The sequence below is a fragment of the Kocuria sp. KH4 genome (assembly GCF_053711175.1).
In genome coordinates, this window is record NZ_JBSJYX010000001.1 from 310516 (window position 1) to 325123 (window position 14608).

Here is a 14608-nt window from a genome sequence, read left to right on the forward strand (position 1 = left end):
GCCCCCGTCGCGGCAGGCGCGGCGGAGGCGCCGGGCGCGCCCGACTACAGCGCTGTGTGTCCGCCGGGCCGGACCGGGAGGGCCGGGCCTGTCCCCCGCGCGCCGCCCGCCGGTCCCGGGCGGGGGTCAGCCCTCGCCGTCGGCCTCGGCCTTCTCGGCGTCGCGCGCCTGGCGCAGCGCGGCGGAGTCCGCCTCCAGGGCGGCCTTCTGCTCGCGCACCACCTCGGTCAGGAGCTTGGTCATCTCCTTGGCCACGCCGGCCGCGGACTGGGGGTTCTGACCCGTGACGAGGCGGTCGTCCACGACGACGTGCTCGGTCCAGTTCGGCGCCGTGCGCACGTCCGCGCCCTGCTCGACGAGCTTGTCCTGGAGCAGGAACGGGACGACGTCGGACTTGCCGACCTCGTCCTCCTCGGCGTTGGTGAACGCGGCCACCCGGCGCCCCTCGACGATGCGCAGCCCGGTGGAGAGCTCCACGTCGACGAGTCCGGCGGGCCCGTGGCAGACGGCGCCGACGATCCCCCCGGCGTCGTGCACCGCGGCCACCAGCGCCTGCAGGTCGGCGTTGCCGGCGAAGTCCCACATGGTGCCGTGCCCGCCCACGAGGTAGACGGCGTCGTACTGGGCCGGGTCGACCACGCCGATCCGCGGCGTGTTGTACAGGGAGGCGCGCACGGTCTCGTCCTCGAGGTACTGCCGCTGGACCTCGTCGTCCTCGTCCCTGCCGTCCTGCGGGGGCTGCCCGCCGGCGATCGAGGCGAAGTCGACGACGTATCCGGCGTCGCGGAAGACCTTCCACGGGTGGGCCGCCTCGCCGACGTAGTAGCCGGTGGGCTCCCCGGTGTCGCCGAGGGTGTCGTGGCTGGTGAGAACGAGCAGAACCTTCTTCATGGTCTCGATGTCCATGTCTGTCCTTCCGTCGGGTGGCGGGGCGCGGAGGGCGTCCCGCGGGCGGACCGCCAGCCTAGGCGCCGCCGGGCCCCCCGGGGCGGGTTGTCCGCTGCGGGCCGATCCTCCCCGGTGGGACCAGGGCCTCCCCTGATAGGGTCATTGACGACTCAATGACCCTGTTCCACTCCCCGAAAGGACCGACCATGAGCCTCTCCAACGCGATCCTGCGCGGCGTCTCCGGCGCCTACCTGCTGCAGTCCGGCTACGGCAAGAAGGACCTCCCCACGGAGGCCGCCGCGGGGCTCCAGCAGTTCGCCGCCACCGGTGTCCCCCAGTTCCAGGAGTGGGACGCCGACACCTTTGGCAAGTTCGTGGCCTACTCCGAGATGGGCATCGGCGCCGCCCTGCTGACGCCGTTCGTCAACAAGCGCCTCGCGGGCCTGGCCCTCGGCGCGTTCTCCGCCGGGCTGCTCGCGATGTACTTCCGCAACCCGGCCATGACCCAGGAGGACGGCATCCGTCCCTCCGAGGCCGGCACCGGCCTCTCGAAGGACGCCTTCCTGGCCGCGATCGCCGCGGCCCTGGTGGTCTCCAAGTAGACACGGCTCCCGCGGAGCTCCACGGGTGCCGCCCGTCCGTCCGGACGGGCGGCACCCGTGTCGCATGTCCGCCCGGGGACGCCGGGTGCGCGGCGTCCGCCGCCTGAGGGAGGAGGAGCCCCGCGGTCCCGCCGACGGCGCCGGCCGGCGGACCGGCGCTCATCCGACGGACGACGCGCCCGGGTCCTGCTCCGTGGCCTCGACCGCCACCCGGTAGCCCATGGTGTGGGTATCGTCCGGATCCAGGTGCACGGCCCCGCCCTGGACGTTGGCCCCCTCGACGCACACGAAGTCGGTCCAGCCGTCCGCGCCGACGTCCGGCATCGCGGCCGCCTGCTCCGCCCACGGGTTCCACACCACGGTGTGGCGCGAGTTCACCTTGCGGATGCGCAGGACCCGCCCCAGGACGGGATCGACCACGGAGACCTCCGCGTCCGAGCGGTAGACGCGGTCCGTCTCGCCCTCGAGGCGCAGCGCGCCCTCCTGGACGCAGTCGTCGCGGTCCAGCACCTTGTCCCGGTAGCCGGCGCCGTCGAGGCCCTCCACGCGGATCTTCCGCACGTCCCCGACCACCAGGTAGGCGTGCAGGGCCTCCTCGACGTCGAAGGGACGGTCGTCGGTGTTCGTGATGCTCAGCTCCAGGGACAGCTCGGTGCCGAAGCGCACCACGTAGTACGCCTCGAACCGGTACGGGAACTCCTCGCGGTGGGCCGGGTCGGTGACGTCCTCGTCGGTGAGCCGGTAGACGACCACGGCCTCGTGGTCCGAGGACTCCCGCGACTCCACGTGCCACGGGAGCGTGCGCGCGAAGCCGTGCTTCGGCGCACGCCCGCCCGCGGCCCCGTCGGCGAACCACGGGAAGCAGATCGGGACGCCGCCGCGCACCGGGGTGCCCGTCTCCAGCGCCGTGCTCGGGGACAGCCACAGCACCGGGGCGTGCCCCCGGGGGATCCAGTCGGTCACGTGGGCGCCCTGGTCGTAGACCGCGCCGGTGGCGTCCGCGCAGGAGAACGGGCGGGGGTCGGGAAGTCGGCTCATGTCCTCAGGCTAGACGGAGGGCCCGGCCACCGTCAGGAGGCCGGGCCCTCGGGCACCGGTGGGTCGGGCGCCGGTGCGTCAGACGCCGGTGCGCTCGTAGGAGTCGATCGCCCCGGGGCGGCCCTCCATGAACGCGTCGATCTGCTGCCGGTTGGCCCGCAGCCGGGGGTCGTGCTTCAGGTAGTGCTTGGTCTCCCGGGCGATCAGGCCGGAGAGGATGAGCAGGCCCAGCAGGTTGGGGATCGCCATCAGCCCGTTCATGACGTCGGCGAAGTTCCAGACCACGGCCAGCGGCACCGTGCAGCCCACGAAGACCACCGCGGAGAACACCACGCGGTAGGGCATCACCGCGGCCACGCCGAAGAGCCGCTCCATGCACCGCTCGCCGTAGTACGCCCAGCCGAGGATCGTGGAGTACGCGAACAGGACCAGGCCGACGGTGACCACGATGTGCCCCCACTGGCCGGGCAGGCCCTGGCTGAACGCGTCGCCGGTCATGGTGGCCGCGAAGTCGGCGCCCTGCTCCCACACCCCCGTGGTGATGAGCACCAGGCCGGTGCAGGAGACCACGATGATGGTGTCGATGAAGGTCTGCGTCATGGACACCAGGCCCTGCCGGACCGGGTGGGTGGTCTGGGCGGCGGCCGCGGCGATCGCGGCCGAGCCCATGCCGGACTCGTTCGAGAAGATCCCGCGGGCCACGCCCATCTGCACGGCCAGCATGATGGCGGACCCGGCGAAGCCGCCGACGGCCGCCGTGCCGGTGAAGGCGTCGGTGAAGATCAGGACGACGGCCTGCGGGATGGCCGCGACGTTCACGATCAGGATGAACAGCGAGCCCAGCACGTAGAACAGGATCATGAACGGCACGAACCCCGCCGTGACCTTGCCGATGGACTTGATGCCGCCCACGAGCACGGCCAGGGTGAGGGCCGCGAGCACCACGCCGGTGATCCAGGTCGGCACGCCGAAGGAGCTCTCGACGTTGGAGGCGATCGAGTTGCCCTGCGTCATGTTGCCGATCCCGAACGCGGCCAGGGCGGCGGCGATCGCGAAGAAGATCGCCAGGAACTTGCCGAAGCCGGAGCGGATGCCCCGCTCCAGGTAGTACTGCGGGCCGCCGGAGATCTCGCCCTTGGCGTCCGTGGTGCGGAACCGCACCGCCAGGAAAGCCTCGGAGTACTTGGACGCCATGCCGAGCAGGCCGGTGACCCACATCCAGAACAGCGCGCCGGGGCCGCCGATCGAGATCGCGGTGGCCACGCCCACGATATTGCCGGTGCCCACGGTCGCCGCGAGCGCCGTGGTCAGCGCCTGGAACTGGGAGACGTCGCCGCCGCGGGCGTCCTCGTCCCTGCGCTCGAACAGCGCCAGGCGCAGCGCGGATCCGAGCCGTTGGAACTGCAGCCCGCCCAGCCGGACCGTGAGGTACAGGCCGGTGAGGAGCAGCAGGGGAATGAGGACGTACGGTCCCCAGATGATGCCGCCCAGCGTGCCGAGGGCAGTCTCGATGGATTGGAGCATGTGTTCTCCCGTGGGTGTCGGGTGGGTGGTCCGGAGAAAACCGGTCGAGGATGTGATCTCCGTCTCTGCAGGAGGCATCTAATCACAGGTCCGGCGGTCCGCAGGTCATGGGTCGGGACGCTCTGCGCGGGGTGGCCCCTGGCCGCCGCCGCCCGGGACCGGGCCGGCGGGCGGGCTCGGCGCTCCCGGCGGACGGCGGGAGAGCCGGCCCGCGAGCAGCACGGCGCCCACGGCCAGCAGGGAGCACACGGCCATGGACACGGCCATGGGCACCGCGCTGTGCTGCCCGGCCAGACCGGTGAGCGGACTCACGAGGCCTCCGATGAGGAACTGGACCAGCCCGAGCACCGCCGAGCCGGCGCCCGCCCGGCCGGGCACCCGCGACTGGGCCAGCGCCACGGCGTTGCCGAGGACGAACCCGATGCAGGTCTGGCTCACGAACAGGTGCGCCAGCGTGGTCCACCCGGTGATGCCGCCGAGGACCAGGGCCAGGCCCACCACGTTGGTCGTTCCCATCACCAGCAGCGCGGTGCGCAGGACCGTCCCGGGCTCCGTCCTGCCCACGAGCCGGGTGTTGACGAGGGCCCCCAGGATCGAGCCGCAGGCGTTGACCGCGAAGATCACGGAGTAGCCGAGCGCCGAGTGGCCGAGCACGTTCTGCACCACGAAGGAGGAGGCGGAGATGTAGGAGAACAGCGCCCCGAACGCCGACCCGAAGGCCAGGGCGTAGCCCATGAAGGACGGGGTGCGCAGCACGCGCCAGGAGCCGCCGACGACGGCCCCGACCCCGCCCCGGTGTCGCCGGTGCGGGGGCAGGGTCTCCGGGACCACGAGGACCGAGCACGCGAGCATCAGCAGCCCGAACACGGCGAGCGCCCAGAACACGGTCTGCCACGGAGCCACGGTGGCGATCACCCCGCCCAGCAGAGGCGCCACCACCGGGGCCAGGGAGGTGATGGTGGCGAGCAGCGAGAAGAGCTGGGCGGCCCGGCGCCCGGAGGCGATGTCCGAGACCACGGCCCGGGCGATCACCACGCCCGCCGCGCCGGCGGCGCCCTGCACCGCGCGCAGCACGATCACCGTGCCGACGCCGGGTGCGAGGACCACGGCCACGGAGCTGAGCAGGAACAGCATGTTGCCGGCGACCATGAGCCGGTGCCTCCCGAGCACGTCGGAGACCGGGCCCAGCAGGAACTGCCCCAGGGCCATGCCGACCATGTAGCTGGTGAGGGTCAGCTGCACCGCGGAGGTCGAGGCCCCGAAGTGCACGGCCATGGCCGGCATGGACGCGAGGTACATGTCCGTGGCCATCGGGCTGACCGCGCTGAGGATGCCCAGCGCCGCCACGAGCACGACCCGGTCCGCCCTGCCGCTGAGACGCAGGCGGGAGCGGACCGGGCGGCCGGGGGGCGGTGGGCTCATGGTGGGTCCTCGGGAGGGTGCACGGGCGGAGGGTGCCGGGCGGCGTGCGCCGCCGCGGGGACGGGCGGGCACGGGCCCGGCCCGATTCATGCTATCGGCGCCGGTGCGGTGAGAATGTCCCCATGAGACTTGCCGTGTACACCGGAGCCTCCCTGGGCTCGGACCCCCTGTTCGCCGAGGCCGCCGCGGCCTTCGCCGCCGAGCTCGCCCGCCGCGGGGTGGGCGTCGTCTACGGCGGCGGCCACGTCGGGCTGATGGGCGTCGTCGCCGACGCCGCCCTGGCCGCCGGCGGCGAGGTGGTCGGCGTGATGCCGCGCTCCCTCGTCGAGGACGAGACGGCCCACACCGGCCTGACCGAGCTGCGCGTGGTCGGGACCATGCACGAGCGCAAGGCGGAGATGGCCCGCCTCGCGGACGGGTTCGTGGCCCTGCCGGGAGGACTGGGCACCCTGGAGGAGATCTTCGAGGCGTGGACCTGGCTGCAGGTGGGGGTGCACGCCAAGCCGGTCGGCTTCCTCGACGTCGCCGGCTTCTGGGAGCCCCTGCTGGACGCGGTCGCCGCGATGTCCGCCGCGGGGCTGGTGCGCCCGGAGTACCGTGACGCCGCCGTGGTCGCCCGGGACGCGGAGGAGCTGCTGACCTGCTTCGCGGCGTGGGAGGCGCCCCGCCGGCGCTGGGCCGCACCGCTCCCCCCGGACGGCGCCACGGCGCCGGTGCGGCCTGCACCTAGGATGTAGGGCGATGACCGAGCACACTTCCTCCCCTGCCGACCAGCCCGCCGACACGCCCGCCGGGGGCGCCACCCCGGGCCCCGTCCCGGAGGCCCACCACCGCCGGCCCTACTCCTTCGTGCGCCGCGGCGACCGGCTGACCGCCCGTCGCCAGAAGGCGTGGGACGACTGGGCGCCCACGCGCGTGCTGGACGTCCCGCGCGTGCGCACGGACACCTCCGTGCACCCCGACCACGACTTCGACGCGGCCGCCGCCTTCGGGCGCGAGGCGCCCCTGGTCGTGGAGATCGGCTCCGGGCTGGGCGAGGCCGTCGTGCACGCCGCCGCGCAGGACCCCGCCCGCGACCACCTCGCCGTCGAGGTGTACAAGCCGGGGATCGCGGACCTGCTGCTCAAGGCGGGCCAGGCCGGCGTGGACAACGTCCGGGTGGTCCAGGCCAACGCCCCCGAGGTCCTGGAGCACATGCTCGCCCCCGGCTCGGTCGACGAGCTGTGGGTGTTCTTCCCGGACCCCTGGCACAAGACCCGCCACCACAAGCGGCGCCTCGTCTCCCCCGCCTTCGCCGAGCTGGCCGCGCGGGTGCTCGCCCCGGGCGGGCTGTGGCGCCTGGCCACGGACTGGCAGGAGTACGCGCTCGTGATGCGCGAGGTCCTGGACGCCGCCCCGCAGTTCGAGAACCTGCACCCGGGCCCGCTCGCCGACGACGAGCACCCGGACGTGGGCTGGGCCCCCCGCTGGGAGGGCCGGGTCCTGACGAGCTTCGAGCGCAAGGCCCGGGAGGCGGGGCGCGTGCCGCGCGACCTGACCTACCGCCGGCTCCCGTGAGCACGGCGGCCGCCCCGGACGGTCTCGTGGTCGTGCCTCCGGGCGATCCCCGCACGCGGCCGCTGCTGGAGGGACTGCACCGGGAGTACGTGGCGCGCTACGGCCCGTCGATCGGTGCGGAGGAGATGGAGCACCACCCGGTCGACGAGTTCCGGGCGCCCGCCGGGGCCCTCGTACTGCTGCTCGAGGGCGGGCTGACGGTGGCCGGCGGCGCCTTCCGGCGGCACGACGACGTCACGGCCGAGCTCAAGCGCATCTGGACGGACCCGGGGCACCGCCGGCGGGGGTTCTCCCGGCGGGTCCTGGCCGAGCTCGAGCGGCTCGCCGCCGGTGCCGGCTACCGGCGCATCTACCTCACCACCGGCAACCGCCAGCCCGAGGCCGCCGCCCTGTACCGGGGCAGCGGGTACGTCCCGTTGCCCGGTGTCGCCCACCGCTACGCGGACGGCGTGTACGACGTGGGCTTCGAGAAGCACCTGGGCTGAGCCGGGGAGCACCGGCGCCGAGCGGCGCCGGTGCTCCGGCGCCCGCCCGCCGGCGCGGACGGCGGGCCGCTCAGCGCTCCTGCGGCCGCGGCGGCCGGTAGAGCACCACGGCCTGGGAGATCTTGCGGGCCCGCGGGCGCGAGCCGCGCGCCATCCGCACCACGTCCCCGCCGATGCCAGCGGCGAAGATCCGCGAGGACTCCTCGGCCCGCTCCCGGGCCTCGTCGAGCTCCTGGGACAGCTCCGCCACCTTCGCCTGCAGGGCCGCGACCTGGTTCTCCAGCTGCAGGATGCGCCGGATCCCCTCCAGGGAGACGCCCTGCTGGGAGAGCACCTGGATCTGCTGCAGCTTCTCGATGTCCCGCTGGGAGTACCGCCGCGCCCGGCCCGGGGCGCGGGAGGGCTTGACCAGGCCCAGCCGGTCGTACTGGCGCAGCGTCTGCGGGTGCATCTCGGCGATCTCGGCGGCCACGGAGATCACGAACAGCGGCTGGTCCGCGTCGAGCGCCATCTCAGAGCCGTGCCTTCGTGGCCAGGCCCGCCCGGGGGTCGTCGTCGGCGGTCGCCTCCGCGAACGCGCGGACCGCGGCCTCGGCCGCCTCGTCCAGGTGCGCGGGCACGTGCACCTCGACGGTCACGATCAGGCTCCCCGTGCCCTTGGCCGTGCTGAACCCGCGGCCCTTGACGCGCAGGCGCCGGCCGGACGACGTCCCGGCGGGCACCTTCAGCCGCACCGTGCCGCCGTCCAGGGTGGGCACCTCCACGGTGGCGCCCAGGGCGGCCTCGGGGAAGGTGATGGGCACGGTGACCTCGACGTCGTCCGTGCCGTCCGCACGGGTGAAGAACGGGTGCGGGCCCACGTGCACAGTGACGTACAGGTCGCCGGGTCCGCCGGGTCCGGAGTGGCCCTTGCCGGCGAGCTTGAGCTTCTGTCCGTCGCGCACCCCGGCGGGGACGCGCACCGTGGTCTCCTGCCCGTTGCCGCGGCGCAGCTTCACGGTGGTGCCGTGCACCGAGGAGCGGAACGGGATGGTGGTCTCCGTGCGGATGTCCTCCCCGCGGGTGGGCGGGGCCTGGTAGCCGGCCCCGGGTGTGCCGTAGCCGCCCGGGCCGCCGAACTGCGAGAACAGGTCCTCGAAGCCGCCTGCCCCGCCGAAGCCGGCGCCGCCGGTGGAGTAGCCGGTCCGCCGGTGGCGGCCGCCGCCGCCGGCGCCGAAGATGTCGCCGAAGAGGTCCTCGAAGTTGGCCGAGCCGCCCGCGCCGGCCGGCCCGCCGGCCGTGAAGCGGGCACCGGAGCCCATGGCGCGGATCGCGTCGTACTGCTTGCGCTCCTCCGGGTCGGAGAGCACGGAGTGCGCCTCGGTGATGTCCTTGAAGCGCTGCTCGGCCTCCGTGTCCCCGGGGTTCTGGTCGGGGTGGTACCGGCGGGCGAGCTTGCGGTAGGCCTTCTTGATGTCCGCCTCGGACGCGTCCTTGGAGACGCCGAGAATGCTGTAGAAGTCCTTGTCGATCCAGTCCTGGCTGGCCATGACGCCTCCTTTCTGATGGGGCCGGTGGGGGTCCTGACGAGCAGCACCCGGTGGAAGTCCTGGGGGTCGCCCCGGCTGTGCGCCCGGGGCGGGGGGACGGGAGGGGAGGCCCGTGGACGGGCCTCCCCTCCGCGCCGGTCAGACCGGTCCCGGCCTCACTCGGCGACGGCGACGGCCACCTGGGCCGGCCGCACGACGCGCTCGCCGATCCGGAAGCCGGAGCGCAGCACCATCGAGACCTGGTCGGGCTCGACCTCGCTGGTGGGCTGCTGCAGCACCGCCTCGTGGACGGTCGGGTCGAACGTCTCGCCGACCGCCCCGATGCGGGTCAGCCCCTGCCGGACGAGGATCTCCTCCAGCTTGTTCGCGATGGACGCGAACGGGCCGTCGGCGAGGTCCCCGGCCTGGCGGGCCGCGTCGATGTCGTCGAACACCGGCAGCAGGGTCTGCAGCAGGTCGCCCGTCACGAACGTGCGCAGCTGCTCCTTCTCCCGGGCCGTGCGGTGCTTGAAGTTCACGAACTCGGCCTGCAGCCGGCGCAGCTCCTCGAGCCGCTCGGCGGCCAGCGCCGCGGACGGGTCCGCCTCCGTGGCCGCCGCGCCGGCGTCGGCGGAGCCGGCGTCGGTGGACTGCGGGGTCGAGAGGATGTCGTCCACGGTCAGGCCCTCCGGCCCGGCCTCCTCCGGGGAGACAGGGCCGGAGTCCTGCGCGGCCTGCTCGTCGGGGGTCCCGCCGGAGTGCTCGGGAGCGTTCTCCGCCGGGTGCTCGTCGGGTCCTGGCGTGGGCTCGGGCATGCTCACTTCTTCTCGTTCTCGTCGTCGACGACCTCGGCGTCGACGATGTCCTCGTCACCGGCCGTGCCGGTGGCGCCGGCACCGGGGGCGCCGTCGGCGCCGTCGGCCTGCGCCTGCGCGTAGAGGGCCTCGCCGAGCTTGGTCTGGGACTGCTGGAGCTTCTCGTAGGCCGACTTCACGGCGGCCTCGTCCTCGCCCTCGAGCGCCTGCTTCAGGGCGTCGACGTCGGCCTGGACCTCGGACTTCACGTCCGCGGGCAGCTTCTCGTCGTTGTCCTTCAGCAGCTTGTCCACCGAGTACGCCTGCTGCTCCGCGTTGTTGCGCAGGTCGGCGGCCTCGCGGCGCACCCGGTCCGCCTCGGCGTTGGCCTCGGCGTCCTTGACCATGCGGTCGATGTCCTCCTTGGAGAGGGAGGACCCGCCCGTGATGGTCATCGACTGCTCGGTGCCGGTGCCCTTGTCCTTGGCGGAGACGTGGACGATGCCGTTGGCGTCGATGTCGAAGGTGACCTCGATCTGCGGCATCCCGCGCGGGGCGGGGGCGATGCCGGTCAGCTCGAAGGTGCCCAGGTTCTTGTTGTCCCGGGTGAACTGGCGCTCGCCCTGGAAGACCTGGATGGACACGGAGGGCTGGTTGTCCTCGGCGGTGGTGAAGGTCTCCGACCGCTTCGTGGGGATGGCCGTGTTGCGCTCGATGAGCTTGGTCATCACGCCGCCCTTGGTCTCGATGCCCAGCGACAGCGGGGTCACGTCGATCAGCAGCACGTCCTTGCGGTCGCCCTTGAGCACACCGGCCTGGATCGCGGCGCCGACGGCGACGACCTCGTCCGGGTTCACGCCCTTGTTGGGCTCCTGGCCGGCCAGGCGCTGCACGGTCTCGGCGACCGCCGGCATGCGGGTCGAGCCGCCCACCAGGACCACGTGGTCGATGTCGGACACGGAGATGCCGGCCTCGGCGATGACGTCCTGGAACGGCTTCTCGGTGCGCTCCAGGAGGTCCCGGGTCAGCTCCTCGAACTTGGCGCGGGTGAGGCGCTCGTCCAAGTGCACCGGGCCCTCGGGGGTCACGGAGAGGTACTGCAGGGAGATGTTGGTGCTGGTCGCGGAGGACAGCTCCTTCTTGGCCTGCTCGGCGGTCTCCTTGAGCCGCTGCAGGGCGATCTTGTCCTTGGACAGGTCGGCGCCGGTCTTGGAGCGGACCTGCGACAGCAGCCAGTCGACGACGCGCTGGTCCCAGTCGTCGCCGCCCAGCCGGTTGTCACCGGCGGTGGCGCGGACCTGGATGGTGGAGAAGTCGTCCTCGTCCTTGCCGACCTCCAGCAGGGAGACGTCGAAGGTGCCGCCGCCGAGGTCGAAGACGAGGATGAGCTCGTCCTCCTTGCCCTTCTCCAGGCCGTAGGCCAGGGCCGCGGCGGTGGGCTCGTTGACGATGCGCAGCACGTTCATGCCGGCGATCTCGCCGGCCTCCTTCGTGGCCTGGCGCTCGGCGTCGTTGAAGTACGCCGGGACGGTGATCACGGCGTCGGTGACCTTGTCGCCCAGGTAGGACTCGGCGTCGGTCTTCAGCTTCATGAGGATGCGCGCGGAGATCTCCTGCGCGGTGTACTGCTTGCCGTCGATGTCCTTCGACCAGCCGGTGCCCATGTGGCGCTTGACGGAGGCGATGGTGCGGTCGACGTTGGTGACGGCCTGGCGCTTGGCGATGTCGCCGACCAGGGTCTCGCCGTCCTTGGAGAAGGCGACGACGGACGGGGTGGTCCGGTTGCCCTCGGCGTTGGCGATGACGGTGGGCTCGCCGCCCTCCAGCACGGAGACCACGGAGTTGGTGGTGCCGAGGTCGATTCCTACTGCACGGGACATGGAGTGTTCTCCTTCGGGTCGAGCTGAACCGGGCGGGCCGTGGCGGCCCCGTTGGGTCCCGGAGGTCTCAGGTCTTGAGTTTTCCTGGCTCAAGTCTGCCATGTGAGCCTGCGGTGTCAAGTTAACTTGAGCCTGCCCGGCTCAACTTTGGGGCCGGCTGTGAGCTGTCCCCCATCCCTTGTCCCGGCGGAACCGCTCCTTGGTACGATCTTTTGCTTGTGCCCGCACTCCCGGGCCGCACTCGACACCTCCGGGCCCGACCCGCACGAAACCGCACGCATCGACACGACACCGCCCGCACCCCGACACCTCTGGAGCGCCCATGAGCAGCACGCCACCCCATTCACCGCAGTCCGCCCCGTCCCCCCGCAGGGAACGCTCCCGCGAGGTGCTGCGCGAGCTCACCTATCCCCACGGGATCCACCCCGCCCTCGTCCCGGGCCTGGCCGTCGAGGACCAGAGGCTGCGCTACGGCACGGACCGGGTCGTCCTCTCCCTCACCGCCGCGCTGGTCGTGGCGTTCGTCGCGTGGGGCGTGCTCTCCACCGAGTCCCTGACCGCGGCCTCCTCCGCGGCCCTGGCCTGGGTGACCGGCAACACCGGCTGGTTCTTCACTGGCCTCTCCACGGCCGCCGTCCTGTTCATGCTCGTCGTCGGCTTCAGCCGCACCGGCCGGATCCCGCTGGGCATGGACGACGAGAAGCCCGAGTACTCCTTCTTCTCCTGGCTCGCGATGCTGTTCGCGGCCGGCATGGGCATCGGCCTGATGTTCTACGGCGCCTCCGAGCCCATGAGCCACTTCGGCTCGGGCGTCCCGGGCTTCGACGCGGAGCCCGGCTCCGAGGAGATGTCCGTCTACGCCCTCGTCCAGACCGCCTTCCACTGGGGCCTGAACCCGTGGGCCATGTACGCCGTGGTCGGCGCGGCCGTGGCCTACGGCGCCTACCGCCGCGGCCGCCCCCCGCTCATCAGCCGGATCTTCGTGCCCCTGATCGGCCAGGAGCGCGCCGAGGGCGGCCTGGGCCGGCTCATCGACGTCTTCGCGATCTTCGCGACCCTCTTCGGCACGGCGGCCTCCCTGGGAATCGGCGCGCTGCAGATCGCCCGGGGCCTGGAGCTCGTCGCGGGCTGGGGCCCGGTGGGCAACGGCGGCCTGATCCTGCTCATCGCCGTGCTCACCGCGGCCTTCGTCACCTCCGCCGTCTCGGGCGTGGCCCGCGGCATCCGCCTGCTCTCCAACACGAACCTGCTCCTGGCCTTCCTGCTGGCGCTGTTCGTCTTCGTCGCCGGGCCCACCGTCCTGATCCTGGACCTCGTCCCCGCCGTCTTCAGCAGCTACCTGCACGAGTACGTCTGGATGACCGGCCAGACCGCCGGCTGGGGCCAGGACACCGCCGCGTTCGCGGGCACCTGGACCGTCTTCTACTGGGCCTGGTGGCTCTCGTGGTCCCCGTTCGTCGGGATGTTCATCGCCAAGATCTCCCGCGGCCGCACCCTGCGCCAGTTCGTCACGGTGGTCCTCGTGGTCCCCTCCTCGATGTGCGTCCTGTGGTTCGTGGTGGTCGGCGGGACCGCCATGCACCTGCAGCGCACCGGCACCGACCTCGCGGCGTCCGGCGGCCAGGAGGCGATGCTGTTCGGGATGCTCGACGCCCTCCCCCTCAGCGCGATCACCTCGGTGCTCGCGATGGTCATCATCGCCATCTTCTTCGTGACGAGCGCGGACTCCGCCGCCATCGTCATGGGCACGCTGTCCCAGCGCGGCCGGCCCGAGCCGAACCGCTCGATCGTGGTCTTCTGGGGCGTGTCCCTGGGCGCCATCGCGGCCGTCATGATGCTCGTGGGCGGTGACGACGCCCTCACCGGCATGCAGAACCTCGTGACCGTGTCCGCCCTGCCCTTCGCCGTGATCGTGGCGTTCCTCATGGTGTCCTTCTACAAGGACCTCCGCAGCGACCCCGCCACGATCCGGCACGAGTTCGCCCTCACGGCCGTGCGCAAGGCCGTGATCCACGGCATCGAGGAGCACGGCGACGACTTCGCCCTGCAGGTCGAGCACGCCCCCGGCGCCCGGGCCGCCGGCGAGACCTTCGACTCCCACGACCCGGCCGTCACCGACTGGTACCGGCGGGTCGACGAGAACGGCGACGAGATCGACCTCGACGCCGAGCCCGCGCCGGAGCCGGACCCGCAGCACCCGGAGGACCGGGGGGCGGGCCCGGAGCGCGAGCTCGACCCGGCGCTCCGCCGGCCCTGAGCCCGTGCCCGCGCGTGCGGCCGTCGCCCCCCGGGCGGCGGCCGCACTTCTCGTCCCGGGCCCGTCCGGCTTAGAATGCCCGCTATGTATTCGATCGTGGCCGTGTGCACCGGCAACATCTGCCGCTCGCCCATGGCGGAGTTCGCCCTGCGCCGCGCCTTCGAGGCCGCCGGCCTGGGCGAGCGCGTGCGCATCGACTCGGCCGGCGTCAGCGACGAGGAGCTCGGCAACCCGGTCGACCCGCGGGCCGCGGACCTGCTGCGCCGCGAGGGGCTGGACGCCTCCGCGCACGCCGCGCAGGTCTTCGACCCGGCCCGGTTCGGCGACCGCGACCTGGTGCTCGCCCTGGACGTCGTCCACCACCGGCGGCTGCGCGCCCTCGCCCCGGACGCCGACACCGCCGCGAAGGTCCGCCTGCTGCGCGAGTTCGATCCCGCCGTCGCCGGCTCCGAGCCCGGCGAGCTGGGCATCTACGACCCCTGGTACGGGGAGGCCGAGGACTTCGAGACCACCTACGGCATGATCGCCGCCGCCGTGCCGGGAGTGGTCCGCGCCGTCGCCGAGGACCTGGGCATCGAGGACCTGGGCGCCGCCGACCCGGGCGCCGCGGTCCCCGGCGCCGGCCGCGCCCGGGACGCCGGAGACGCGTGATC

Annotated in this window: 14 protein-coding genes; 6 read left to right on the forward strand and 8 right to left on the reverse strand. The window is 72.9% G+C overall.

Going from position 1 to position 14608, the window contains the following annotated elements; genetic code table 11:
• Nucleotides 1–126: 126 nt before the first annotated feature.
• Nucleotides 127–906, reverse strand: a complete 780-nt coding sequence (locus ACWCOM_RS01505) for a type 1 glutamine amidotransferase domain-containing protein (protein ID WP_454546964.1) — start codon at nt 904–906, stop codon at nt 127–129.
• Nucleotides 907–1094: 188 nt separating this feature from the next.
• Between ACWCOM_RS01505 and ACWCOM_RS01510 the strand changes: the two genes are divergently transcribed.
• Nucleotides 1095–1490 carry a hypothetical protein gene (locus ACWCOM_RS01510; RefSeq protein WP_454546965.1) on the forward strand — a complete coding sequence of 132 codons (396 nt, stop codon included), beginning with the start codon at nt 1095–1097 and terminating at the stop codon, nt 1488–1490.
• A 159-nt stretch (nt 1491–1649) separates the two neighbouring features.
• On the opposite strand, the gene ACWCOM_RS01515 is transcribed toward ACWCOM_RS01510, so the two are convergent.
• From ACWCOM_RS01515 to ACWCOM_RS01525, 3 genes are all read right to left on the reverse strand, one after another.
• Nucleotides 1650–2528: a D-hexose-6-phosphate mutarotase gene (locus tag ACWCOM_RS01515; protein ID WP_454546966.1), complete on the reverse strand. Its 879-nt coding sequence runs from the start codon at nt 2526–2528 to the stop codon at nt 1650–1652.
• 78 nt (nt 2529–2606) lie between these two features.
• Nucleotides 2607–4052 carry an alanine/glycine:cation symporter family protein gene (locus ACWCOM_RS01520; RefSeq protein WP_454546967.1) on the reverse strand — a complete coding sequence of 482 codons (1446 nt, stop codon included), beginning with the start codon at nt 4050–4052 and terminating at the stop codon, nt 2607–2609.
• Nucleotides 4053–4157: 105 nt separating this feature from the next.
• Nucleotides 4158–5474 (reverse strand): multidrug effflux MFS transporter, encoded by a 1317-nt coding sequence (locus ACWCOM_RS01525; protein WP_454546968.1) that lies wholly within the window; start codon nt 5472–5474, stop codon nt 4158–4160.
• 122 nt (nt 5475–5596) lie between these two features.
• Between ACWCOM_RS01525 and ACWCOM_RS01530 the strand changes: the two genes are divergently transcribed.
• The 3 genes from ACWCOM_RS01530 to ACWCOM_RS01540 are packed head-to-tail and all read left to right on the forward strand — an operon-like array spanning nt 5597 to nt 7516.
• The gene (locus tag ACWCOM_RS01530; RefSeq protein ID WP_454546969.1) at nt 5597–6211 is read left to right on the forward strand and encodes an LOG family protein; all 615 of its coding nucleotides are present in this window, start codon (nt 5597–5599) and stop codon (nt 6209–6211) included.
• Between the two features lie 4 nt (nt 6212–6215).
• Nucleotides 6216–7031 (forward strand): tRNA (guanosine(46)-N7)-methyltransferase TrmB, encoded by an 816-nt coding sequence (gene trmB, locus ACWCOM_RS01535; RefSeq protein WP_454546970.1) that lies wholly within the window; start codon nt 6216–6218, stop codon nt 7029–7031.
• Nucleotides 7028–7516 (forward strand): GNAT family N-acetyltransferase, encoded by a 489-nt coding sequence (locus ACWCOM_RS01540; RefSeq protein WP_454546971.1) that lies wholly within the window; start codon nt 7028–7030, stop codon nt 7514–7516. The genes trmB and ACWCOM_RS01540 overlap by 4 nt, the downstream gene beginning before the upstream one ends.
• A 70-nt stretch (nt 7517–7586) precedes the next feature.
• Here the strand turns inward: ACWCOM_RS01540 and ACWCOM_RS01545 are convergent, their stop codons facing one another.
• From ACWCOM_RS01545 to dnaK, 4 genes are all read right to left on the reverse strand, one after another.
• Nucleotides 7587–8027: a heat shock protein transcriptional repressor HspR gene (locus ACWCOM_RS01545; RefSeq protein WP_454546972.1), complete on the reverse strand. Its 441-nt coding sequence runs from the start codon at nt 8025–8027 to the stop codon at nt 7587–7589.
• A 1-nt stretch (nt 8028) separates the two neighbouring features.
• On the reverse strand, nt 8029–9045 hold the full coding sequence (locus ACWCOM_RS01550) for a DnaJ C-terminal domain-containing protein (RefSeq protein WP_454546973.1): 1017 nt from the start codon (nt 9043–9045) through the stop codon (nt 8029–8031).
• A 155-nt stretch (nt 9046–9200) separates the two neighbouring features.
• Nucleotides 9201–9839 (reverse strand): nucleotide exchange factor GrpE, encoded by a 639-nt coding sequence (locus ACWCOM_RS01555; protein WP_454546974.1) that lies wholly within the window; start codon nt 9837–9839, stop codon nt 9201–9203.
• A gap of 2 nt (nt 9840–9841) precedes the next feature.
• Nucleotides 9842–11698 carry a molecular chaperone DnaK gene (dnaK, locus tag ACWCOM_RS01560; RefSeq protein ID WP_454546975.1) on the reverse strand — a complete coding sequence of 619 codons (1857 nt, stop codon included), beginning with the start codon at nt 11696–11698 and terminating at the stop codon, nt 9842–9844.
• A 322-nt stretch (nt 11699–12020) separates the two neighbouring features.
• Between dnaK and ACWCOM_RS01565 the strand changes: the two genes are divergently transcribed.
• The gene (locus ACWCOM_RS01565; protein ID WP_454546976.1) at nt 12021–13955 is read left to right on the forward strand and encodes a BCCT family transporter; all 1935 of its coding nucleotides are present in this window, start codon (nt 12021–12023) and stop codon (nt 13953–13955) included.
• A gap of 84 nt (nt 13956–14039) precedes the next feature.
• Nucleotides 14040–14606 carry a low molecular weight protein-tyrosine-phosphatase gene (locus ACWCOM_RS01570; protein ID WP_454546977.1) on the forward strand — a complete coding sequence of 189 codons (567 nt, stop codon included), beginning with the start codon at nt 14040–14042 and terminating at the stop codon, nt 14604–14606.
• The last annotated feature ends 2 nt before the right edge of the window (nt 14607–14608 follow it).